We start from the raw sequence: 21,798 nt of genomic DNA on the forward strand, positions 1-21,798 counted from the left end.
AGTTTGCACTGTTTCGTGACGTTGTGTTATGGCGGCCGAGCCCCTGGGCTTTCGGCCCGCAACCACCCGGCCGCCCCGGAGCATGCGTCCACCGCGGGCCCGCGTTCCGCCCGGGCGGCCCGCTGCCCCTACGATGCGCCAAGTCGTACGCACGTTCTGCACGTGCTCCGCGTCCTGTCTGTTCCCCCTGTTCATCCGTGTTCTCCCTGTTCTGCCCGAGGAGCAAGCAACTCGTGGACATACCGCCGTCGCCCCGCACCGGCGGCCCCCAGCAGCCGCCACAGAGCCCTTACGCCCCTCCGGGCCAGAGCCCGTACGGCGCGTACGAGGGCGGTCGGCCCGCGGCCGGAGACCAGCCCCAGCCCCCGTACCAGCCCACGCCCCCGTACCAGCCGCCGCCCCAGCCCCCGTACCAGCCCTGGCCGCAGCCGCCCTACTTCGCGCCCGTCCCGCCGCCCGCCCAGCCACCCGTCAACGGCCTCGCCATCGCCGCCCTCGTGCTGGGCATCCTGTGCTTCCTGCCCGCCGTCGGCCTGGTCCTCGGCCTCGTCGCGCTGGGGCAGATCAAGCGGAAGGGTGAGCGCGGCAAGGGCATGGCCGTCGCCGGGATGACGCTGTCCTCGCTCGGCGTGGTGCTGCTGGCCGTCTCCCTCGTCACGGGCGCCGCGGGCGACTTCGTCGACGGATTCCGCGACGCCGCCGGGGAGGCGGGCGAGAACGGCGGCACGTTCTCGGTCGACAAGGGCCAGTGCTTCGACTCGCCCGGCGATTCGCTCGAAGGCGTGGCGTACGACGTCGACGAGGTGCCGTGCTCGGGCGAGCACGACGGCGAAGTGTTCGCGGCCTTCCGCATGACCGGCGGAACGTACCCCGGCGACAGCAGGATCACCGAGGTCGCCGACGAGAAGTGCTACGCGCTGCGGGAGTCCTACGTGATGGACACCTGGGCGATGCCCGACGACGTCGACGTCTACTACTTCACACCCACCCGCCAGAGCTGGCAGCTCGGTGACCGCGAGATCACCTGCTTCTTCGGCAGCACCGACGGGGGCGGCACCCTGAAGGGCTCGCTGCGCCGCGACGAGACGACCCTCGACGACGACCAGGTGGCCTATCTGAAGGCGGCCAACATCCTCGACGACGCGTACGCCTCGGCCCCCGACGAGGAGTACGTCGAGGACGATCTGCCCGGCCACAAGAGATGGGCGGGCCGGGTGTCGTCGGCGCTCGCCGACGAGTCGCGCGGCCTGCGCTCGCACATCTGGCCCGCCAAGGCGAAAAGCCAGGTCGCTGCGCTTCTGCGCGACATCGAGGCGGCCCGCAAGCACTGGGCCCTCGCCGCGCGCGCCGCCGACGCGGACACCTTCTACAAGCACTACAAGGCGGGGGACAAGCTCCTCGGCCACGAAAAGGTGATTGCGGTGCGCAAGGCTCTGGGGCTCGATACGACGCTGAGCAATGAGGGATCGGGCGCGAGCGGTTCGGCGGTCGGCACCGAGGTGTGAGCGCGCAAGGATCGAGGAAGTCTCGTCCTGATCGACGCGCGCCGGAGGCGGCTCGGAAAGGTGCTGCGTAAACGCAGACCCATCACATCGAGTGATTCTTTGGCCCTTGCTTGCGGCCAACAACCCACGGTTGCCAGGCTGTTGCTGTCTGTCAATCTGATGGGAGTGGCACGTGACCTTCGGTGAGCAGCCTGCCTATCTGCGCGTTGCGGGTGATCTCCGAAAGAAGATCGTCAGCGGTTCGCTGCCGCCGCACACCCGGTTGCCGTCCCAGGCCCGGATCCGCGAGGAGTACGGCGTCTCGGACACCGTCGCACTGGAGGCCCGCAAGGTGCTGATGGCCGAAGGGCTCGTCGAGGGCCGCTCCGGATCCGGCACGTATGTGCGCGAGCGGCCCGTGCCCCGCCGTATCGCCCGCTCCGGGTTCCGGCCGCCGAGCGGCGCCAGCCCCTTCCGGCAGGAGCAGGCCGACACCGCGGCGCGCGGCACCTGGGAGTCCCGCAGCGAGCAGACGGAGGCGAGCGCCGCGATCGCCGAGCGCCTCGCGGTCAAAGCCGGCGACCGCGTGATGTGCACCAAGTACGTCTTCCGGGACGCGGGCGAGGCGATGATGCTCTCCACGTCCTGGGAACCCCTCGCCGTCACGGGGCGCACGCCGGTCATGCTCCCCGAGGAGGGGCCCGTCGGCGGCATGGGCGTGGTCGAGCGCATGGCGGCGATCGACCTGGTCGTGGACAACGTGACGGAGGAGGTCGGCGCGCGCCCGGGGCTGGCGGAGGAGCTCCAGGCGCTCGGCGGGGTCCCCGGCCATGTCGTCATCGTCATCCAGCGGACGTACTACGCATCGGGGCGACCCGTCGAAACGGCCGACCTCGTCGTGCCCGCCGACCGGTACCGGGTGGCGTATCACCTGCCGGTGAAGTGAGACATCCGCCGCCGGTGAGGTGAGCGCGGCCTCGGGCCGGGCCCCCGACACTCGGGCCGACCGACTGACGCTCGGGCCGAACGCCTGAACCAAGAGGGGCGCATCCGGAAGGATGCGCCCCCTCTTTTGTGCCTTGACGTCCGCTTCTTGCCACTTCGAAAGCGGCTTCATTGACCATCGGTCATGGCTTGTTGCGTACCTCTTTGTGAAAACCCGTATCCGCTGCGTGAAGGTCGGGCGTAGGCTCAGGCATATGCGGATTGCGGTTTCCTTAGAGATCGGGGCGGAGCACGGGCTGGTGGCGGTCAGAGGAGGGGCGCGATGAACGACAGCATGGCGACACTCCCATGGCTCGTCATACGGCAGGACGACAACGGCAACCGCTATCGCGTGGGCAGGTACGCGACCAGGGCGGAGGCCCAGAAGATCGCGGACAGCCTCGACGGCCGCGGTCACAAGCAGCTTTATTGGGTCGAGCGCGTCGGCCAGAGCGGCACGTCGGACTCCGACCAGAACGGCATGCGCTGACCGCGCAGTTTGCCGCTCGCGCGCGTTCGGGCTCTGGGTGCGGCCCACGTGGGCGAGCACTGTCGACTCCCGTAGGCTCCGGCGCATGAGCGAACGGATCGTGGTGGTCGGCGCCGCCCTGTACGACCGGGGCCGTCTGCTGGCCGCGCGCCGGAGTGCGCCCCCCGAACTCGCCGGCCGCTGGGAACTGCCCGGCGGCAAGGTCGAGCCGGGTGAGCTCCCCGAGCAGGCGCTGGTGCGCGAGCTGCGCGAGGAACTGGGCGTCGAGGCGGAGGCGGTGGCGCGCGTGCCCGGCGAATGGCCGCTGAAGCCCGGGTACGCACTGCAGGTGTGGACCGCGCGCCTGGTCTCCGGGCATCCGAAGCCGCTCCAGGACCACGACGACCTGCGCTGGCTCGGCCCCGACGAGGTCTGGGACGTGCCCTGGCTGGACGCGGACGTTCCCGCCGTGAAGGAGGCGACGCGCCGCCAGGCGGCCGCCCGGCCACCGAGAGCCTGAACCGCGGCGCACACTCGCCAGACGCCCCGATGAGATGTCCCTATATGTGGTACTGCGTCCGGCGCATCGGGTATGGGGTTGTTGAACGCCTATGAACGGCCCCACGACACCGGACGAAAACCCCTCCCGGTCGCCCCAGCTCGTCTTGGAAGTGGTCGGCGTGAGCGACGACTCCGACGTCGACTGCGCCGAGTGGACCTTCCCTGCGCAGCCCGGCGCCGTACGCACCGCCCGGGCCCTCGTCCGCAAACGGCTGGCCGACTGGGGGCTCGACGCGCTCGGGGACATCGCCGCCCTGCTGGTGAGCGAACTGGTGACCAATTCCCTGCGCTACACCTCCGGTCCCATCGGCGTACGGCTGGTGCGGCTCGCGTCGATAGGCGCCCTGCTCGTCGAGGTCTCCGACCCGCTTCCCGAGCCGCCCCGCACCCGCCCTGTCGCGCTCGACGACGAGGGGGGCCGCGGGCTGCAGCTGGTGGCACACACCGCACGCCGCTGGGGGACCCGGCGCGGCGAACGCGGCAAGACCGTGTGGTTCGAACTGTCGTTGCCGGATTAGCGCAGCGCTCCGCCGGTGAGAAGACGGTGAGAGGACAGTAGAGCTGGTCAGGGCGGTTCGGGCCGGTCGGGCGGTTCGAACAGGTTCAAACCGGTCCGGACGTTACGGACCAAAAACCGTCGAGACCGTGCTGTGATCGTGAACGCCGTGCCCTGCGGCTCCGTAGTGCTGGATACTGCGGGCAGCCGCCTCCGGTGACCGGTGCCGGACGCGGTGAGCTGGAGGGGACGGTTCGCGTGAGCGAGATACCAGCGAAGGCCACGGCGTCCGAGGACCCGTCGGGCGACGCGACATGGCAGAGCAGTCCGCCCGGTTCGATCTACGACTACATCAAGGTCGCCTCGTTCTCGATCGGCCCTGACGGCCTGATCGACCAGTGGAGCCGCCGCGCGGAGCAGTTGTTCGGCCTGTCGGCCAGGGATGCCGTGGGCAAGGACCCCATCGAGGCGTTCGTGCCCGATGACCTGCGGGACAGCGGTCGCCGCAAGATGGCGGAGATTCTCGACGGCCGGGAGTGGACGGGCGTGGTCCCGTTCCGGATGCCGGCGCAGCGGGACGGCGGCAGCGACTACGACAGCGGCATCGGCGAGGTCGGCGGTTCGGGCGTCGGGTCCCGTGCGGGCGTCGGCTCCGGTTCGGGCAGCGTCGCCGGTTCGGGCGCCGTCGGCGGTACCGCCCGTAGGGGCCGCGCCGACGGTAGGGACGGGATCGCCGAGGTCTATGTGATGCCGACCGAGACGGAGTCCGGCGAACAGGCCGCCGTCTGCATCGTCGTCGACGTCCGGACGCTCCGCCGCATCGAGACGGATCTTGCCGCGTCGCAGGCGATATTCGGCCAATCTCCTTTCGGCTTCCTCCTGTTCGACACGGATCTGCGGGTCCGGCGCGCCAACAAGCGCTTCGCCTCGGTCTTCGGCGGCGACGTCGACGCCCACCGCGGACGGGAAGTCCACGACTATCTGCCGCGCCCCGAGGCCGACCGCGTGGTCGCCACCCTGCGCCGCGTCCTGGAGACCGGCGAGGCCGTCACCGACATGCTGATCACCGGCACCGTCCCCGGCTCCACTGCGAGCCGCCACTGGTCCGTCAACCTCTACCGGGTGCACAGCGGAACGGGCCGGCCGATCGGGATCGCCTGGCTCGGCACCGACGTCACCGCCCGCCGCGCCGCCGCCCGCGAGGCCGCCCACGCCCGCCGCAACCTCGCCTTGCTGAACGAGGCCGGCGCCCGCATCGGCAACTCCCTCGACCTGGAGACCACCGCCCGCGAACTCCTCGACGTCACCGTCCCCGGCTTCTGCGACCTCGCCTCCGTCGACCTCTACCAGGGCCTCCTTGAAGGAGACGAGGCGTCGGCGGGCGGGTGGGGCACGTCCCGGCCCGAGACCGCCGGAGGCAGCGCCGCGCTGCGCCGCGTCGCCTTCGCGAGCGCGGTCGCCGACACGCCGTACATGGCGGGACCCGCGCCCGTCGCCGCGGGAGCCGTCCACCACTACCCCTTCAACTCGGCCCCCGCCGAAGCCCTGCGCACGGCCCGCCCCCGGCTGGTCCCCGCCGAGGGCGGGAGCCTCATACAGTCCACGCTCGCCGTGCCGATGGTCGCCCACGACACCGTCGTCGGCCTCGTCCAGTTCTCCCGTACGAAGGGCAGCGAACCCTTCGGCGAACGGGACCGGGCCCTCGCCGTGGAACTCGCCGCACGCGCCGCCGTCTGCATCGACAACGCCCGCCTCTACCGCCGCGAACACCAGCGCGCCCTGATCCTGCAGCGCTCCCTCCTCCCGCCCGGTGCCCCCGAGGCGTCCGGCCTCGAGATCGCCTGCCGCTACCTGCCGGGCAGCGGGGCCACAGGCCGGCCGAGCGAGGTCGGCGGCGACTGGTTCGACGTCATCGAACTGCCCGGCCACCGCACGGCGTTGGTCGTCGGCGACGTCATGGGCCGCGGCCTGCGCGCCGCCGTCGCGATGGGCGAACTCCGCACGGCCGTACGCACCCTGGCGCTGCTCGACCTCGAACCCGCCGAAGTGCTCTCGCAACTGGACGAGATCGCCCGCGGTCTCGGCGCCCCCGGCGGCGTCCGGCAGGCCACGCGCACGGCCCGCAAGTCGCAGGACGCCGACCTCTCCGAGGTCTACCTCGCCACCTGCGTGTACGCGGTCTACGACTCCGTCACCCGCCGCTGCACCTTCGCCAACGCCGGCCACCTCCCGCCGGTCCTCGTCGAGCCCGGCGAACCGGCCCTCATGCTCGACGTACCGCCGGGCCTGCCGCTCGGCGTCGGCGGCGAGCCGTTCGAGGAGGTCGAGGTCGAGCTCCCCGAGGGAGCGCTGCTCGCGCTCTACACCGACGGGCTCGTCGAGTCCCGCGACCATCCGCTCGACGAGGGCCTGCAGGCCTTCCTCGGAGCACTCGCCGATCCCGGTCCGGAGCTCGAGGACGTCTGCGATCACGTCCTAGGCACCCTGGACACCCACCACGGCGAGGACGACGTCGCGCTGCTCATGGCCCGCGTCCAGGGCCTGCCCGCGGATGCCGTCGGCGACTGGACGCTGCCACGCGAACCGCGCAGCGTCGGCCGCGCCCGCGAGTACGCCCGCGCCCAGCTGCTGACCTGGGACCTCGAGCCCCTGGTCGACACCACCGAACTGCTGGTCAGCGAGCTCGTCACCAACGCCCTGCGCTACGGCGAGGGCGAGATCAGGCTCCGGCTGCTGCTCGACCGTACGCTCGTGTGCGAGGTGTGGGACGCCGGACTCGTCCAGCCGCGCCGCCGCAGAGCGCGCGCCACGGACGAGGGCGGCCGCGGACTGCAGCTCGTCGGACTGCTGAGCGCGTCGTGGGGCTCACGGCGGACGCACCGCGGCAAGACGGTGTGGTTCGAACTGCCGCTGCCGGATGGGGACTCGGGGCCTGCGGATCCTACGGAGGCGTTGCTCAGCCTGTTCTGAGGCCGATGGCTGTTCCCGTTCTGGCTCTGCCGCGCGAGCACACGGGCGGTTCACGCGTGCGGTTCAGACGTGTGATTCGGGCACACGCTTCAGCAGTGCGATTCAGGCATGCGCTTCACGCGTGCGCTTTGAGCGCGGCCAGCCGGGCCTCGATCTCCGCCGTGTCACCCATGCTGTCGAGCTGTTCGAACTGAGCGTCCAGCGAGGAGTCGGCGAGTTCCTGCTTGCCGAGTGCCTTCGCCTCCTCGCGGCGTACCTTCTCCTCGAAGCGGCTCAACTCGGTCGTCGGATCGAGCACATTGATGTTCTTGGCGGCGTCCAGCATCTGGTTCTGCGCCTGGGCCGTCTTGGCGCGGGCCATCAACTGGTCGCGCCTGGACTGGAGCTCCGTCAGCTTGGTCTTCATCTGGTCGAGGCCGGACTTCAGTTTGTCGACCACCTCCCGTTGCGTGGCGATCGTCGGTTCGGCGTCCTTCGCCTCGCGCTCCGACTGGAGCTGCCGCTGCAACGCCACCTTGGCGAGGCCGTCGAACGTGTCGGCCTCGGCGCCGGAACCGGCGGCCCGCAGCTCGTCCGCCTTCTTACTGGCGGCCAGTGCCTTTCTGCCCCACTCGGTGGCCGCCTCCACGTCCTCCTGGTGGTCCTGCTCCAGCAGGCGCAGATTGCCGATGGTGGTCGCGACCGCCTGCTCGGCCTCGCGGATGTTGTTGCTGTAGTCGCGGATCAGCTGGTCGAGCATCTTCTGCGGGTCTTCCGCCTGGTCCAGTAGGGCATTGATGTTCGCCTTCGCCAGCTGTGCGACGCGGCCGAGGATCGTCTGCTTGGTCATGGGACCACCTCTCGTTCTCGCTTTCCCCCGAGTTGCGTTGCTTGGACTGCCTCGCTCAGAACCTGCCGCCCCCGCCCCTCCGCCCGCGCGTCCCTCCGCCGCCGAAGCTGCCGGGGCCGCCCCCACCAAAACCTCCGCCGAAGCCGCCGCCGTAGCCGCCACCGCGTCCCCCGCCGAAGCCGCCGCCGCCACCCGTCCCACGGCCCATACCGCCGAGGATGCCCCCGAGCACGATGCCGCCGAGCACCGCACCGCCCATGCCGCCGCCCCCGCGCCCGCCACCCATAGGACCGCCGTACGGATTGCCGTACATGCGCACGTCCCGCTCGGCCAGCTGCTGCGCCTCGCGGGCCAGCGCGTCCGCCCGCTGGGCCTCGGCGAGCGCGGCCGAGGGATCGGCGGGCACCCCGGCTGCCGGTCCGGCGCCGCCCGTGCCGTCGCCGTTCGCGGAAGCCCGTGCCAGCGCGAGGTGCCGCTGGGCCTCGGCGAGGCGCGTCCTGGCCTCGCTGCCCACCGCGGCCCGATGCGTGGTGATGAAGTCCGACGCGGCGCCCACGGCGCTGCGCGCGGTGAGCAGAGCCTGGTCGAGCAGGGCGCGCGCCTTCTGGTTGCTCACCTCGCGGGCGCGCGCTCCCGCGAGGGCGTCGTCGAGGGCCGCGTCGGCCTCCTCCACACGGCGAAGCGCGTCGATGGGGTCGTACGATCCCGCGGCGACCTGCGTCCGCACCTCGCTGACGACCGATTCGGCGCGGGCGATACGGCCGTGCAGGTCGGCGGTGGAGATGCCCTCGGGGGTGCCGACGAGCATGCCCCGCGCCTCCGCGAGGTCGGTCTCGGTCTCGGTCAGTGCGCCGGGCAGCTTGCCGACCGCCTCCGCGAGTTCCTTCGCCAGCCGGTCGACGGCGTCCACGAACGTGCCCGCCTGGTCGACGGCGCCTTCGGCGGCCCGCAGATGCACCGCGGCCGTGCCGCCCGCGCCCGCCCCGATCGCCTCGCGGGCCTGGCCGATGTGGGTCGCGGCGAACGCGAGCCGATCCTTGGCCTGCTCGACGTGGCCCCTGACGGGCAGGACCGCGGTGGGCGCGTACCGCGTGCCGAGCGCGGTGAGCGTGGCCTGCGCGGTGTCGGTGCGGCCGGTGATGTCCCGCAGCCTCGCCTCGGCGTGCTCCAGCGCCTGGGGCGCGTTCTGCTCCAGGGCGCGCAGCCGGTCGAAGCCCTCGGCCTCCGCGTCGAGCCGGCGATTGGCCTCCGTGCAGCGCGCGATGATCTCGTCCAGCATGCGGCGCTTCGTCGCATCGTCCTCCGGTATCGCGTCGTCGAGCCGCTGCCGCAGCCGGAAGGCCGCCGTGAGCTCAGCCTTCGCGTACGCGAGCGCCTCGCCGAACGGAGCGGCCGCCTCTTCGCCGAACTGGGCGGTGGCGAAGCCGAGTTCCTCGGTGCTGGTGCGGACCGCGTCGTCCGTCTCGACGAGCAGCTGCCTCGCCCGCTGGTCGAGCTCGGGCAGGGGCACGGCCTGCTCACCGCGCCTGCCCCAGCCTCCGCCGGGGGTGGTGCGGGTCTGGACGCGTTTCTTGCGCCGGGTGTACGTGTACGCGGCGAGGGCGGCCGCGACTCCGAGCGCCGCGATCGGCAGCAAGAGGTCGCCGATGAAGGCTTCGCCGTCGGCGCCGCCGGGGTCGGACTCGCCCGGGGTGATCGCCGGAGTGGGCACGGGCCGGCCCGCGAGGACCGCGCCGATGCCGTCCGCCGCGCCGATGGCGGCACCCGCCCAGTCGTTCTGCCGCAGCGCCGGTTCGATGGCGGTCTGGGCGACGTCTCGCAGCTCGGCGTCGGTCAGCCGCATGTCCTGGTCCACGGAGTACGCGTACTGCCGGTCGTGCGTGGCGACGGCCAGCAGTACGTCGTTCAGGCCGAGCCCGTTGCGCTGGGCGGTCGCGTCGGCCCAGCTCTGCGCGGTGCGGCCGGAGAAGTCACGCACGTAGGCGACGAAGAGCTGGACGCCCTGATCGCTGTCGAGATCCTCCAGTGCCGCCTGGACGGCGCTCTTGCGGTCGCCGAGCGCGTCGACCTTGTCGGTGATCTGGCCGGTCCGCGACAGCGTGATCGGGTCGTCGGCACGGGCGCCCGAGGCGGGCGCGACGAGCCAGCACAGTGCCGCCAGCGCGCAGAGCAGGGCATACGCGAGGCGCAGGGTGTGCGGGGAGCGTATGCCGCTCTGCGACGGACCTCGGCTCCGGGGAAGCGTCACGTTTGTGAGGGTATGACCGCTTCTGGCCTATCGCGACCGGGCCCGCCCCGGGCTGGGGCGGGACCTGCGGAGACCGATATCCCGGCGCCATGATGCGGGCGCCGGACCAGGGCGACCGGGACCGTCCCCGGTCCCGAGACCGACCCTGGTCCCGAGACCGACCCTGGTCCCGAGACCGTCACTGGTCCTCACGGTGATCGCCGCCCGATCTTCGACCCCAGCCACACCAGCGGGTCGTACTTCCGGTCGACCGCCCGTTCCTTCAGGGGGATGAGCGCGTTGTCCGTGATCTTGATGCCCTCGGGGCAGACCTCCGTGCAGCACTTGGTGATGTTGCAGTAGCCGAGGCCGTGCTCGTCCTGGGCCGTGCGTTTGCGGTCGATGCCGGTCTGCTCGGCCGCGTCCAGCGGGTGCATGTCCAGTTCGGCCACGCGCATCAGGAAGCGGGGGCCGGCGAAGGCCGCCTTGTTCTCCTCGTGGTCGCGCACCACATGGCAGGTGTCCTGGCACAGGAAGCACTCGATGCACTTGCGGAACTCCTGCGAGCGGTCGACGTCCTCCTGCTGCATCCGGTACTCGCCCGGACCCAGCCCCGCGGGGGGCACGAACGAGGGGATCTCCCGCGCCTTCTCGTAGTTGAAACCGACGTCCGTCACGAGGTCCCGTACCACCGGGAACGCCCGCAGCGGCGTCACCGTGATCGTCTCCTCGCGCGAGAACACGGACATGCGGGTCATGCACATCAGCCGCGGCCGCCCGTTGATCTCGGCACTGCACGAACCGCACTTGCCCGCCTTGCAGTTCCAGCGGACCGCGAGATCGGGGACCTGGGTCGCCTGGAGGCGGTGGATGATGTCGAGCACCACCTCACCGTCGTTCACCTCGACCTTGAAGTCCTCGAGCCCCCCGCCCTCGATGTCCCCCCGCCACACCTTGAATCGCGCCTCGTACGAACTCATTCGTACAGCTCCTCTTCGGCGAGGTACTTGACCAGCTCTTCCTTGTCGAACAGGGCGAGCAGGTCGGGTCGGATCGGCTCCGTCGTCTCCCGCTCCAGGGAGATCTGGCCGCGGACGGGGTCGGTGGCCGCGAGACCGCCTGTCGGGTCCGCGAGCCGGCAGAGCAGATTGATGTGCCGCCACTCGCGGTCCATCGTCGGATGGTCCTCACGGGTGTGGCCGCCGCGGCTCTCCGTACGCTCCAGCGCGGCCCTCGCGATGCACTCGCTGACCAGCAGCATGTTGCGCAGGTCGAGGGCCAGGTGCCAGCCGGGGTTGAACTGGCGGTGCCCCTCGACGCCGGCCCGCCGCGCCCGTACCCGCAGCTCACCGAGCTTCCTCAGCGCCTGCTCCATCTCCGCCTCGCGGCGGATGATGCCGACCAGGTCGTTCATCGTCTGCTGGAGCTCCTGGTGGAGGGTGTACGGGTTCTCGGGCGGCTCCCCGGGCGTCGGGCCCTCCGCCGAGAACGGGCGCAGCGCCTCGGCCGCCGCCGCGTCCACCTGTTCGGCGTCCACGGCCGGACGGCGCTCTCCGGTGAGCCCGGACGCGTACTCAGCGGCGTGCAGGCCGGCCCGCCGCCCGAAGACCAGCAGGTCGGACAGCGAGTTCCCGCCGAGCCGGTTGGAGCCGTGCATGCCGCCGGCGACCTCCCCGGCCGCGTACAGGCCGGGCACCCCACGGGCCGCCGCCGTGTCCGAGTCGACCGCGATGCCGCCCATCACGTAGTGGCAGGTCGGGCCGACCTCCATCGCCTCGGCCGTGATGTCGACGTCGGCGAGCTCCTTGAACTGGTGGTACATGGATGGCAGCCGCCGCTTGATCACCTCGGCGGGCATACGCGTCGACACATCGAGGAAGACCCCGCCGTGCGGCGAACCGCGTCCCTCCTTCACCTCGGCGTTGATGGCCCGCGCCACCTCGTCGCGCGGCAGCAGCTCGGGCGGGCGCCGGTTGTTGTCCGGGTCGTCGTACCAGCGGTCGCTCTCGTCCTCCGACTCGGCGTACTTGTCCTTGAAGACGTCGGGGATGTAGTCGAACATGAACCGCTTGCCCTCGGAGTTGCGCAGCACACCGCCGTCGCCGCGGACCGACTCGGTGACGAGGATGCCCTTCACCGACGGCGGCCAGACCATGCCCGTCGGGTGGAACTGCACGAACTCCATGTTCAGCAGCGGCGCCCCCGCCAGCAGCGCCAGCGCGTGCCCGTCACCCGTGTACTCCCACGAGTTCGACGTCACCTTGAAGGACTTGCCGATGCCACCGGTGGCCACGACCACCGAGGGCGCCTCCAGGACGAAGAAGCGGCCGGACTCGCGGTCGTAGCAGAAGACGCCCGAGACACGGCCGTCAGCGTCTTTGAGCACGCGTGTCACCGTGCATTCCTGGAAGACCTTCAGCCGCGCCTCGTAGTCGCCGAACTCGCGCTTGTCCTCCTGCTGCAGCGAAACGATCTTCTGCTGGAGCGTGCGGATCAGCTCCAGGCCTGTACGGTCGCCGACGTGCGCGAGCCGCGGGTACTCGTGCCCGCCGAAGTTCCGCTGCGAGATCCGCCCGTCCTTCGTACGGTCGAAGAGCGCGCCCCAGGTCTCCAGCTCCCAGACCCGGTCCGGAGCCTCCTGGGCGTGCAGCTCCGCCATCCGCCACTGGTTGAGGAACTTGCCGCCGCGCATCGTGTCGCGGAAGTGCACCTGCCAGTTGTCGCGCTCGTTGACGTTGCCCATAGCCGCCGCGATGCCGCCCTCGGCCATCACCGTGTGGGCCTTGCCGAACAGCGACTTGCAGATCACGGCCGTACGCGCACCCTGCTCGCGCGCCTCGATCGCGGCCCGCAGCCCCGCGCCGCCGGCGCCCACCACGACGACGTCCCACTGCTGCCGTTCCACTTCGGACATCAGAAAAACCTCGGATCGTCGAAGGCACCGCTGGCGACCAGAAACACGTAGAAGTCGGCGAGCGCGACGCTCACCAGGGAGGTCCACGCGAGCAGCATGTGCCGGGCGTTGAGTTTGCCGATCCACTGCCACAGCCGGTAGCGCACGGGATGCTTGGAGAAGTGCTTCAGCTTGCCGCCGACGATGTGCCGGCAGGAGTGGCAGGAGAAGGTGTACGCCCAGATCAGCACGATGTTGACCAGGAACACGAGCGTGCCGAGGCCCATGTGGCCCCACTCGTAGTTCTCGTCGCGGAAGGCGAGCACCGTGTCGTACGTCAGGATCCCGGCGACCGGGATCGCCGCGTAGAAGAAGTACCGGTGGATGTTCTGCAGGATCAGCGGGAAGCGGGTCTCGCCGGTGTACTTCTTGTGCGGCTCGGCGACCGCGCAGGCCGGCGGGGACGCCCAGAAGCCCCGGTAGTAGGCCTTGCGGTAGTAGTAGCAGGTCAGCCGGAAGCCCAGCGGGAAGATCAGGATGAGCAGGGCGGGGGAGAGGCCCCACCAGCTGCCGAAGATCTCCCAGTTCGGGCCCGCGTGCATCGGCTTGCAGTTCTCGGCCAGACAGGGCGAGTAGAACGGCGAGACGTAGGGTGCCGCGTAGTAGTCGGCGTTCGAGAAGGCCCGCCACGTCGAGTAGACGACGAAGGCCAGCAGCCCGGCCGCGGTCGCGGCAGGCGCCAGCCACCAGCGGTCGGTCCGCAGATGCGGGGAGGCGATGGCGGCGCGGGTGCCTTCTCGTACACCGCCGCTATTCACTTGAGGTTCGGTACCAGTGGCCAACTGAGCTTCCACTCCTTCGTGGACGACTCGTCTGTGGACGGGATGCGCCGACGGGCCGTGGCGGGTTTCAGGGAGCGTGCCGGTCGCGGGCCCCCAGCCCCTCGTCGTCCGAGTCCGTCCACAGCGCGCTGTCGTACGGCGTGTCCGGGATGCCCACGAGCTCGGGTTTCTTCTGCGCCCGGAGGGTGGGGGCGGCCTCGCGCAGTAGCGCGACGCTCTCCCGCAAATGGTCGGCGTCGGTGCGCACCCGGCGGATCTCCAGGCTGCTCCCGGCCTGCTGCTCGAGTCGTCCGACGGACCGGACGAGGTCGTCGATGCAGCGTTGTACGGCGGTCAGATCGTCCTGCAGGGACATGACTTGCCCTCACTTCCGCGATTGCGGTGGCAACGCTCACGCGCCTGCGAGTGTCGCGCGTCACATCTGGCCTTGTGAAGGGATCCGGCCGGATTCCTGGCTCGTGTGCCACACATGCGCCCCGTACGCGCCCCCGATCGGCCCAGTGGGCCCCACCGGTCACGTGGGCTTTCGCTGTTTACAGGAGCCGCGCCGGCCTCTCCGGCCACTTCCGCCGCATGGGTGACGTTGGTGCTCTCGTCGTCGTGTCGCCAAGGACAAACCCGCACGATCCACTTCAGTAGGGCGATACGTGTGATCAGCTCCATATTCCGCACAGCATTCCGTACAACCTGAGCAGTCCGGGTCCGACCCGGCCCGGGCGGCGGGCGCCCGCGCGAGCCCCGGAGGTACCAGTGATGTCTCTCGACGGCGGCAGGCTGCGCCATGTCCTGCGATGTGTCGCGTTCCTCGCGGCCGGAGTCCTCGTCGTGCCCGCCCTGACCGGCTGCAGCAGCGAGAGCGAGGAGGCGAGCCGCCCGGCCGCCGGGCAGGACATCGCGTCGGCGGGGCGCGATCTGATCAGCGACGGCGGCACCCTCCACTGGGCCGTCGACGCCCTGCCCGAGACGCTCAACGCCTTCCAGGCCGACGCCGACGCGACCACCTCGCGCATCGCCGGCGCCGTCCTGCCGTCCCTGTTCCGGGTCGACAAGCTGGGCCGTCCGCAGCGCAACCCCGACTTCCTGGAGTCCGCCGAGATCGTCCAGCGCGAACCCAAGCAGGTCGTGCTCTACAAGATCAACCAGCAGGCGGTGTGGAGCGACGGCCGCGAGATCGGCGCCGCCGACTTCGCCGCCCAGTGGCGGGCCCTGTCCGGCAAGGACACCGCGTACTGGACCGCGCGCAACGCCGGCTACGACCGGATCGAGAAGGTCGAGCGAGGCGCCAACGACCTGGAGGTACGCGTCACCTTCGGCAAGCCGTACGCGGACTGGCGCTCGCTGTTCTCGCCGCTGTATCCGAAGGACGTCATGGGCACCCCGGACACCTTCAACGACGGTGCGCGGGCCAAGCTGAAGGTCAACGCCGGGCCGTTCACCCTCACGAAGATCGACCGGGCGGCGGGCGACGTGACGCTGGAGCGCAACCCGCGCTGGTGGGGCAGGCAGGCCAAGCTCTCCACGATCGTGCTGCGCGCCGTGCCACGCGACCAGCGGGCCGCCGCGCTCGCCGAGGGCCGCCTCGACCTCGCCGACGTCGAGCCGGCCGACGCCCAGCGCATCGCACTCGCCGCCCGCGACAAGGGAGCCGAGGGGGCGCCCCTGGGCGGGCCCGCCGCCGCGACCACTCCCGGCCAGGCGCTGCGCTCCTGGGCCATCGCGCACGGCTCGGACCAGCAGGCGGCCCAGGCCGAGAAGCTCGCCCGCGAGAAGCTGAGCGAGGCGGCCGAGAAGTACGCCGAGGAGCAGGCCGACCTGCGCGACTACGTCCTCCGCAAGTCCCTGGAGCCCGCCTACACGCAGCTGGCCCTCAACGGCGCCCAGGGCCCGCTCGCCGACGAACGCGTACGCCGCGCAGTGGCCCGCGCCCTCAACCGCGAGGAACTCGCCCGGCTCGTACTGACGCCGCTCGGACTGCCCGCCGAGCCGGTCGGCAGCCATCTCGCACTGGCCGGCCAGGTGGCGTACGCCGACAACAGCGGAGCCATCGGAGGCCAGGACACGGAGGCGGCGCGGGCGCTGCTGGCGGATGCCGGGTGGGTGCCGGGCGGCACGGACAAGGGGACCGGGAACGCCGCGGGCAGCCAGGGCCAGGACTCCGGGAAGCCCGCCGGCGGGGCACCGGGCCGCTCCTCCGACACCTCGGGGCACTCCGAGCGGTCCGACGAGGCCGGTGTCTCGGAGGACGCGGCCGAGGACGACGACGGCGTGTACATCGTCGGCGAGGAGGACGACAAGCCCGGCGACCGCAGCGAGGACGGCAAGCCGGGCGACCGCAGGGATGACGACGAGCCTGGCGATCGCAGGGATGACGACAAGCCGGGCGACAGCGGCAACGCGGTGCTCGCGCCGTCCCCGGCCGTCGCTCTCCAGCGAGCGGCGCTCGTCCGCCAGGCGGACGCCCTGCTCATGCCCCGTGAGGCCGACCGGGAGAAGCAGCAGGACCCGCGGGGCCAGGAGGGCAGGCAGCAGGCCAGGGGTGGCGGCGTCCCGGGCGCTTACGCGCCGAAGGGCACGGCCGCCCCCAAGCCGAGCGGGACCCCGGCATCCCCGGCCGATGCCGTAGCCGACGGTGTCGCCGCAGGTCAGGTGGCCAAGGACGGCAAGCCCCTGACGCTCCGCTTCGTGCTGCCCTCGGGCCCCGGATCGGAGCAGCTGCGCGCCGTGGGCGAACGGATCACGCAGATGCTGGAGCGCATCGGAATCCGCACGGAGATGTCCAAGGTCTCCGACGACAGCTACTTCAAGGACCACATCGCGTCCGGCCAGTACGACCTCGCGCTGTACTCGTGGCCCGCGACCGCCTTCCCGGCGACCGACGACCGGCCGATCTTCGCCAAGCCGGTGCCCGCCGCGGACGGCTCGCTGAGCATCGAACAGAACTACACACGCGTCGGCACCGACCAGATCGACCAGCTCTTCAGCCAGGCGATCGCCGAGCTGGACGAGAAGGAGGCGACGTCGCTGATGAAGCAGGCCGACGCCCGCATCTGGGCCGCGGCCGGCTCCATCCCCCTCTACCAGCGCCCCCAGCTGGTCGCCGCCCGCCCCAGCCTCGCCAACGCAGGCGCCTTCGGCTTCGAGACCCCGGCCTACGAGGACATGGGCTTCCTGAAGCAGGGGGTCCATCCGGGCGCCCCCAAGGAGAGCCCGACCCGCTGACTGTCGAGGGCAGGCGCCGTCGCCACCATTCTGGGCCAGGGCACCCCCAAGGGAGGGCACCCAAAGGCCCGAGGAAGCCCCACCCCGGAGGGCACCGTACGATGGGGTGAGGCCGTGGCGTGTCCAGCCCGGCAGGGCCCGCGTACGAAGAGACGTACGCGCAGGCCGTCCACTCACCCCGGGAGAAGCGCCGCACTATGGCCACGCGCCAAGACATCCGCAACGTCGCCATCGTCGCCCACGTCGACCACGGCAAGACCACCCTCGTCGACGGCATGCTCAAGCAGGCCGGCGCCTTCGCAGCCCACGCCGCCGAGAACCTCGACGACCGGATGATGGACTCGAACGACCTGGAGCGTGAGAAGGGCATCACGATCCTCGCCAAGAACACCGCGGTGAAGTATCACCCGAAGGCCGGCGGCGAGCCCATCACCATCAACATCATCGACACCCCCGGCCACGCCGACTTCGGCGGCGAGGTCGAGCGCGGCCTGTCGATGGTCGACGGCGTCGTCCTGCTCGTCGACGCCTCGGAGGGCCCGCTCCCGCAGACGCGCTTCGTGCTGCGCAAGGCCCTCGCCGCCCGCCTCCCGGTGATCCTCTGCATCAACAAGACGGACCGCCCGGACTCCCGGATCGACGAGGTCGTCAACGAGACGTACGACTTGTTCCTGGACCTGGACGCGGACGAGGACCAGATCGAGTTCCCGATCGTCTACGCCTGCGCCCGCGACGGCATCGCCTCGCTGACCAAGCCGGAGGACGGCACCGTCCCGGCCGACAGCGACAGCCTGGAGCCGTTCTTCTCGACGATCCTGGACACCATCCCGGCCCCGTCCTACGACGAGGACGCCCCCCTCCAGGCCCACGTCACCAACCTCGACGCCGACAACTTCCTCGGCCGTATCGCGCTGCTCCGCGTCGAGCAGGGCGAGCTGCGCAAGGGCCAGACCGTCACGTGGATCAAGCGCGACGGCTCGATGTCCAACGTGCGCATCACCGAGCTGCTGATGACCGAGGCGCTCACCCGCAAGCCCGCCGAGAAGGCTGGCCCGGGTGACATCTGCGCGGTTGCCGGTATCCCGGACATCATGATCGGCGAGACCCTCGCCGACCCCGAGAACCCGATCGCGCTGCCGCTGATCACGGTCGATGAGCCGGCGATCTCCATGACCATCGGTACGAACACCTCGCCGCTGGTCGGCCGTGGTGGCACCGGCAAGGGCGCGGACGCCAAGGCCGCGGTCAAGGACCGCAAGGTCACCGCCCGCCAGGTCAAGGACCGTCTCGACCGCGAGCTGATCGGTAACGTCTCCCTCCGTGTGCTCGACACCGAGCGACCGGACGCCTGGGAGGTCCAGGGCCGTGGTGAGCTCGCGCTCGCCATCCTGGTCGAGCAGATGCGCCGCGAGGGCTTCGAGCTGACCATCGGCAAGCCCCAGGTGGTCACCAAGGAGGTCGACGGCAAGGTCCACGAGCCCGTCGAGCGCATGACGATCGACGTGCCTGAGGAGCACATGGGCGCGGTCACGCAGCTCATGGGTGTCCGCAAGGGCCGTATGGACAACATGTCCAACCACGGCTCCGGCTGGGTCCGCATGGAGTTCGTCGTACCGTCCCGCGGTCTGATCGGCTTCCGTACGGAGTTCCTGACCGGCACGCGCGGCACGGGCATCGCCCACTCCATCCACGAGGGCCACGAGCCGTGGTTCGGCACGCTGACGACCCGTAACAACGGTTCGCTGGTCGCCGACCGCGCCGGCGCCGTCACCGCGTTCGCGATGACGAACCTGCAGGAGCGCGGTGTGCTGTTCACCGACCCCGGCACCGAGGTGTACGAGGGCATGATCGTCGGCGAGAACTCGCGCTCCGACGACATGGACGTGAACATCACCAAGGAGAAGAAGCTCACGAACATGCGGTCGTCCTCGGCTGACTCGTTCGAGGCGATCGTCCCGCCGCGCAAGCTCTCGCTGGAGCAGTCGCTGGAGTTCTGCCGCGACGACGAGTGCGTCGAGGTCACCCCGGAGGCCGTCCGCATCCGCAAGGTGGTGCTGGACCAGCGGGACCGCGCTCGCGCGGCGTCGCGCGCGAAGCACGCCTGACGTTTCCTGCTTCTGTGCGCCGGGCCCCTGGGGGCCCGGCGCACGCAGCTTCGGCCTTCGGCTGCGCCGCGCGGTGCGGCTGACGCCTGACGGCTGCCTCCGGGCGGTCGGTGGTTCGCCACCCGTCGGTGGGTGGGTCGGGGCCGTGCCGGGATGTACGTCCTCGGTCTGGTGCCGAGCCGTACGTCGTCAGGCGAGCCCGGAGTTTGCGCCAGCCGCTGCGGGCGCACATCCCGCCACGTCCCCTTCGGCCGTCGGGCGGCTGCAGGTCTCACCTGTTGCGGGCAGGCGTTCCTCCCCCAGTGCCTTAAGGGCCTGGGAGGTACCCCAGGAGATGGGGGTCCCCCCCCTGCTCGAGCGGAGCCGAGAGCTTGGGGGAGGGTGGGCACAACCCACGACGTACGGTGCCCTCGCGCCCGACCTCAGCGCCGCCTCCCGACGCCGACGGATACAACGTCGGCATTCAGCCGAAACATCCGGCCGATACCACAGACCCGGACGCTTCCGACCAGGGGGCGCCCGAAGCGCTGTCGTACCGGAATGCCCAAGTTTGCGAACTTGGGCCCCCATTGACGCCGCCAGAGGAGCGCGTCACACCCATATCTACGCGCGGGGACTGGCAGCTACCCTTCCTGTTAGGGGCGGGCGAGGGTTGAGGCGTGGGGTGCCGGGAAGGGTACGGCAGATCATCGCCATGTCCACAACTGGTTTTCCTTAAGTGGGTGTCCGGAATGCGGACACCGCTGCCCGATAGATATGTAACGCGTCCGTTTCGTGGTCCTCTATCTCGGATCGGTTTGTCCGGATTTTGGACTAAGTACGTGTCAGGTGTGATCGAACCGAGACCAAAAGGGTGTGGCCGGGCCGTACCCCATGGCTAATAGTTAGGCGCGTAGAGCTCGGGTCAATGGGTCACGCGCTGTGGGGAGCGCCGACTCACGAGCACACTGGGGCACCGGAACTCTTCGCCGTCAGGGGTGGCGGCGTCGTGTCATGTGCCCCCTCTTGCAGTGAACAAGTGGACTCATGAGGAGGAACCCATGCGCGGTGCCAAGAGCGCCAAGTGGGTCGCGGGGGCAATCGTCGTCGCGTTGGCAGCAACCGCCTGTGGTGGCGGCGACGGTGACAAGGGCGGCGAGAGCAAGGCCGCCATCGACCCGGACGGCGTGTTCTCCATCGAGGTCGGTGAGCCGCAGAACCCGCTGCAGCCCGCCAACACCATGGAGTCCAACGGCAGCATCGTCACGAGGGCGCTCTTCTCCGGGCTCGTCGACTATGACTCCAAGGGCAACATCGTCATGGTGAACGCCGAGTCGGTGGACACCAAGGACAACAAGACCTTCACCGTCAAGCTGAAGGACGGCTGGAAGTTCCACGACGGCACCCCGGTGACCGCCGAGTCCTACGTCAAGGCGTGGAACTGGGCCGCCAACGTCAAGAACAAGCAGACCAACGGCTTCTGGTTCTCCGACATCAAGGGTTACGACGATGTCGCGCCCGCGAAGGGTGACCCGAAGAAGGACACGATGTCCGGTCTGAAGGTCGTCGACGACACCACGTTCACCATCGAGCTGAACTCGCCGATCCCGTACTTCGTCTACAAGCTCGGCTACGAGGTCTTCTCGCCGCTGCCCGAGTCCTTCTACAAGGACCCGAAGGCCGCGGGCGAGAACCCGGTCGGCAACGGTCCCTACAAGTTCAAGAGCTGGGACCACAAGAAGCAGATCGAGGTCGTCCGCTACGACGACTACAAGGGTCCGAACAAGGCCAAGAACGGTGGTGTGATCTTCAAGAACTACACCAACCTGGAGACGGCCTACGAGGACCTGAAGTCCGGCAACGTCGACGTCCTGCGTCAGATCGCCCCGAAGGACCTGCCCGTCTACAAGCAGGACCTCGGCGACCGCGCCGTGGACCAGGCGTACTCTGCCATCCAGACGGTCGCCCCGGCCTTCTACACCAAGCAGTGGAAGGACATCGACCCCAAGGTCCTGCAGGGCCTGTCGATGGCGATCGACCGCGACACCATCACCAAGACGGTGCTCCAGGGCACCCGTGAGCCGGCCACCGGCTGGGTCGCCAAGGGCGTCCTCGGCTACCAGGCGGACCTGGGCACCGACATCTTCAAGTACGACCCGGCCAAGGCCAAGGAGCTCATCAAGGAGGGCGGCGGCGTTCCGGGCAACGCCATCTCCATCCAGTACAACGCCGACGGCGGTCACAAGGAGTGGGTGGAGGCGGTCTGCAACTCCATCACCAAGGCCACCGGCGTGAAGTGCACCGGTGACTCCAAGGCCGACTTCCAGGCCGACCTCAACGCGCGTGACGCGCAGGAGGTCAAGTCGATGTACCGCTCCGGCTGGGTGCTCGACTACCCGTTCAACGCCAACTTCATCCGCGACCTGTTCGGCACCAAGTCGGCCGGTAACCAGAGCGGCTTCTCCAACAAGGAGATCGACGCGCTGATCAAGAAGGCCGACTCCGCCGCCACGCAGGAGGAGTCCGAGAAGCTGTACCAGGAGATCGAGAAGAAGCTCCCTGAGTACATGCCGAGCATTCCGCTCTGGTACTACAAGGTCAACGCGGGCTACTCGGAGAAGGTCAGCGGCGTCAAGTACGCCCAGGACGGAGACCCGATCCTGACCGGCGTTCAGGTCAAGAAGTAACCAAGAACAGCCCGTCCTCCGGCGGCGGGGTGACCACGCGTCACACCCGCCGC

Annotated in this window: 15 protein-coding genes; 9 read left to right on the forward strand and 6 right to left on the reverse strand. The window is 70.2% G+C overall.

Going from position 1 to position 21,798, the window contains the following annotated elements; all coding sequences use genetic code 11:
* Positions 1–233 precede the first annotated feature (233 nt).
* From ABT009_RS18465 to ABT009_RS18490, 6 genes are all read left to right on the forward strand, one after another.
* Positions 234–1,505, forward strand: a complete 1,272-nt coding sequence (locus tag ABT009_RS18465) for a DUF4190 domain-containing protein (RefSeq protein ID WP_351295395.1) — start codon at positions 234–236, stop codon at positions 1,503–1,505.
* Positions 1,506–1,677: 172 nt separating this feature from the next.
* Complete coding sequence (locus tag ABT009_RS18470; protein WP_351295398.1) at positions 1,678–2,430, forward strand: GntR family transcriptional regulator; 753 nt, start codon at positions 1,678–1,680, stop codon at positions 2,428–2,430.
* A 321-nt stretch (positions 2,431–2,751) separates the two neighbouring features.
* Entirely contained in the window at positions 2,752–2,958 is a 207-nt protein-coding gene (locus tag ABT009_RS18475; RefSeq protein ID WP_351295401.1) for an SPOR domain-containing protein, read from the forward strand.
* Positions 2,959–3,043: 85 nt separating this feature from the next.
* A complete protein-coding gene (locus ABT009_RS18480; RefSeq protein WP_351295404.1) occupies positions 3,044–3,457 on the forward strand; it encodes a (deoxy)nucleoside triphosphate pyrophosphohydrolase in 414 nt (137 codons plus the stop codon).
* A 151-nt stretch (positions 3,458–3,608) separates the two neighbouring features.
* The gene (locus tag ABT009_RS18485) at positions 3,609–4,016 is read left to right on the forward strand and encodes an ATP-binding protein (RefSeq protein ID WP_351295998.1); all 408 of its coding nucleotides are present in this window, start codon (positions 3,609–3,611) and stop codon (positions 4,014–4,016) included.
* A 236-nt stretch (positions 4,017–4,252) separates the two neighbouring features.
* Positions 4,253–6,964, forward strand: a complete 2,712-nt coding sequence (locus ABT009_RS18490) for a SpoIIE family protein phosphatase (RefSeq protein ID WP_351295407.1) — start codon at positions 4,253–4,255, stop codon at positions 6,962–6,964.
* 115 nt (positions 6,965–7,079) lie between these two features.
* Here the strand turns inward: ABT009_RS18490 and ABT009_RS18495 are convergent, their stop codons facing one another.
* The 6 genes from ABT009_RS18495 to ABT009_RS18520 form a co-directional block, all read right to left on the reverse strand.
* On the reverse strand, positions 7,080–7,793 hold the full coding sequence (locus ABT009_RS18495; protein ID WP_351295410.1) for a PspA/IM30 family protein: 714 nt from the start codon (positions 7,791–7,793) through the stop codon (positions 7,080–7,082).
* A gap of 55 nt (positions 7,794–7,848) precedes the next feature.
* On the reverse strand, positions 7,849–10,002 hold the full coding sequence (locus tag ABT009_RS18500; RefSeq protein ID WP_502989916.1) for a TPM domain-containing protein: 2,154 nt from the start codon (positions 10,000–10,002) through the stop codon (positions 7,849–7,851).
* Between the two features lie 227 nt (positions 10,003–10,229).
* Positions 10,230–11,000 carry a succinate dehydrogenase/fumarate reductase iron-sulfur subunit gene (locus ABT009_RS18505; RefSeq protein WP_351295413.1) on the reverse strand — a complete coding sequence of 257 codons (771 nt, stop codon included), beginning with the start codon at positions 10,998–11,000 and terminating at the stop codon, positions 10,230–10,232.
* Positions 10,997–12,934 carry a fumarate reductase/succinate dehydrogenase flavoprotein subunit gene (locus tag ABT009_RS18510; protein WP_351295416.1) on the reverse strand — a complete coding sequence of 646 codons (1,938 nt, stop codon included), beginning with the start codon at positions 12,932–12,934 and terminating at the stop codon, positions 10,997–10,999. Before ABT009_RS18510 ends, ABT009_RS18505 begins: the two co-directional genes overlap by 4 nt.
* Complete coding sequence (sdhC, locus tag ABT009_RS18515; RefSeq protein ID WP_351295419.1) at positions 12,934–13,755, reverse strand: succinate dehydrogenase subunit SdhC; 822 nt, start codon at positions 13,753–13,755, stop codon at positions 12,934–12,936. Before sdhC ends, ABT009_RS18510 begins: the two co-directional genes overlap by 1 nt.
* Before the next feature lie 67 nt (positions 13,756–13,822).
* On the reverse strand, positions 13,823–14,110 hold the full coding sequence (locus ABT009_RS18520) for an Rv0250c family protein (protein WP_351295422.1): 288 nt from the start codon (positions 14,108–14,110) through the stop codon (positions 13,823–13,825).
* A gap of 398 nt (positions 14,111–14,508) precedes the next feature.
* On the opposite strand from ABT009_RS18520, the gene ABT009_RS18525 reads away from it, so the two are divergent.
* From ABT009_RS18525 to ABT009_RS18535, 3 genes are all read left to right on the forward strand, one after another.
* The gene (locus tag ABT009_RS18525) at positions 14,509–16,974 is read left to right on the forward strand and encodes an ABC transporter family substrate-binding protein (protein ID WP_351295425.1); all 2,466 of its coding nucleotides are present in this window, start codon (positions 14,509–14,511) and stop codon (positions 16,972–16,974) included.
* 197 nt (positions 16,975–17,171) lie between these two features.
* On the forward strand, positions 17,172–19,079 hold the full coding sequence (gene typA, locus ABT009_RS18530) for a translational GTPase TypA (RefSeq protein ID WP_351295428.1): 1,908 nt from the start codon (positions 17,172–17,174) through the stop codon (positions 19,077–19,079).
* 1,040 nt (positions 19,080–20,119) lie between these two features.
* Complete coding sequence (locus ABT009_RS18535; RefSeq protein ID WP_351295431.1) at positions 20,120–21,745, forward strand: peptide ABC transporter substrate-binding protein; 1,626 nt, start codon at positions 20,120–20,122, stop codon at positions 21,743–21,745.
* The last annotated feature ends 53 nt before the right edge of the window (positions 21,746–21,798 follow it).

Origin of the sequence: Streptomyces sp. NPDC002896, from assembly GCF_040295225.1 — a bacterium.
In the GTDB taxonomy this organism is placed as follows: Bacteria; Actinomycetota; Actinomycetes; order Streptomycetales; family Streptomycetaceae; genus Streptomyces.

Bases quoted from the DNA above. Each gene is read 5' to 3' on its own strand.
- ABT009_RS18510 (WP_351295416.1), bottom strand. From the start codon at position 12,934: ATGTCCGAAGTGGAACGGCAGCAGTGGGACGTCGTCGTGGTGGGCGCC.
- ABT009_RS18505 (WP_351295413.1), bottom strand. From the start codon at position 11,000: ATGAGTTCGTACGAGGCGCGATTCAAGGTGTGGCGGGGGGACATCGAG.
- ABT009_RS18475 (WP_351295401.1), top strand. From the start codon at position 2,752: ATGAACGACAGCATGGCGACACTCCCATGGCTCGTCATACGGCAGGAC.
- ABT009_RS18525 (WP_351295425.1), top strand. From the start codon at position 14,509: ATGTCTCTCGACGGCGGCAGGCTGCGCCATGTCCTGCGATGTGTCGCG.
- ABT009_RS18520 (WP_351295422.1), bottom strand. From the start codon at position 14,110: ATGTCCCTGCAGGACGATCTGACCGCCGTACAACGCTGCATCGACGAC.
- typA (WP_351295428.1), top strand. From the start codon at position 17,172: ATGGCCACGCGCCAAGACATCCGCAACGTCGCCATCGTCGCCCACGTC.
- ABT009_RS18535 (WP_351295431.1), top strand. From the start codon at position 20,120: ATGCGCGGTGCCAAGAGCGCCAAGTGGGTCGCGGGGGCAATCGTCGTC.
- ABT009_RS18495 (WP_351295410.1), bottom strand. From the start codon at position 7,793: ATGACCAAGCAGACGATCCTCGGCCGCGTCGCACAGCTGGCGAAGGCG.
- ABT009_RS18480 (WP_351295404.1), top strand. From the start codon at position 3,044: ATGAGCGAACGGATCGTGGTGGTCGGCGCCGCCCTGTACGACCGGGGC.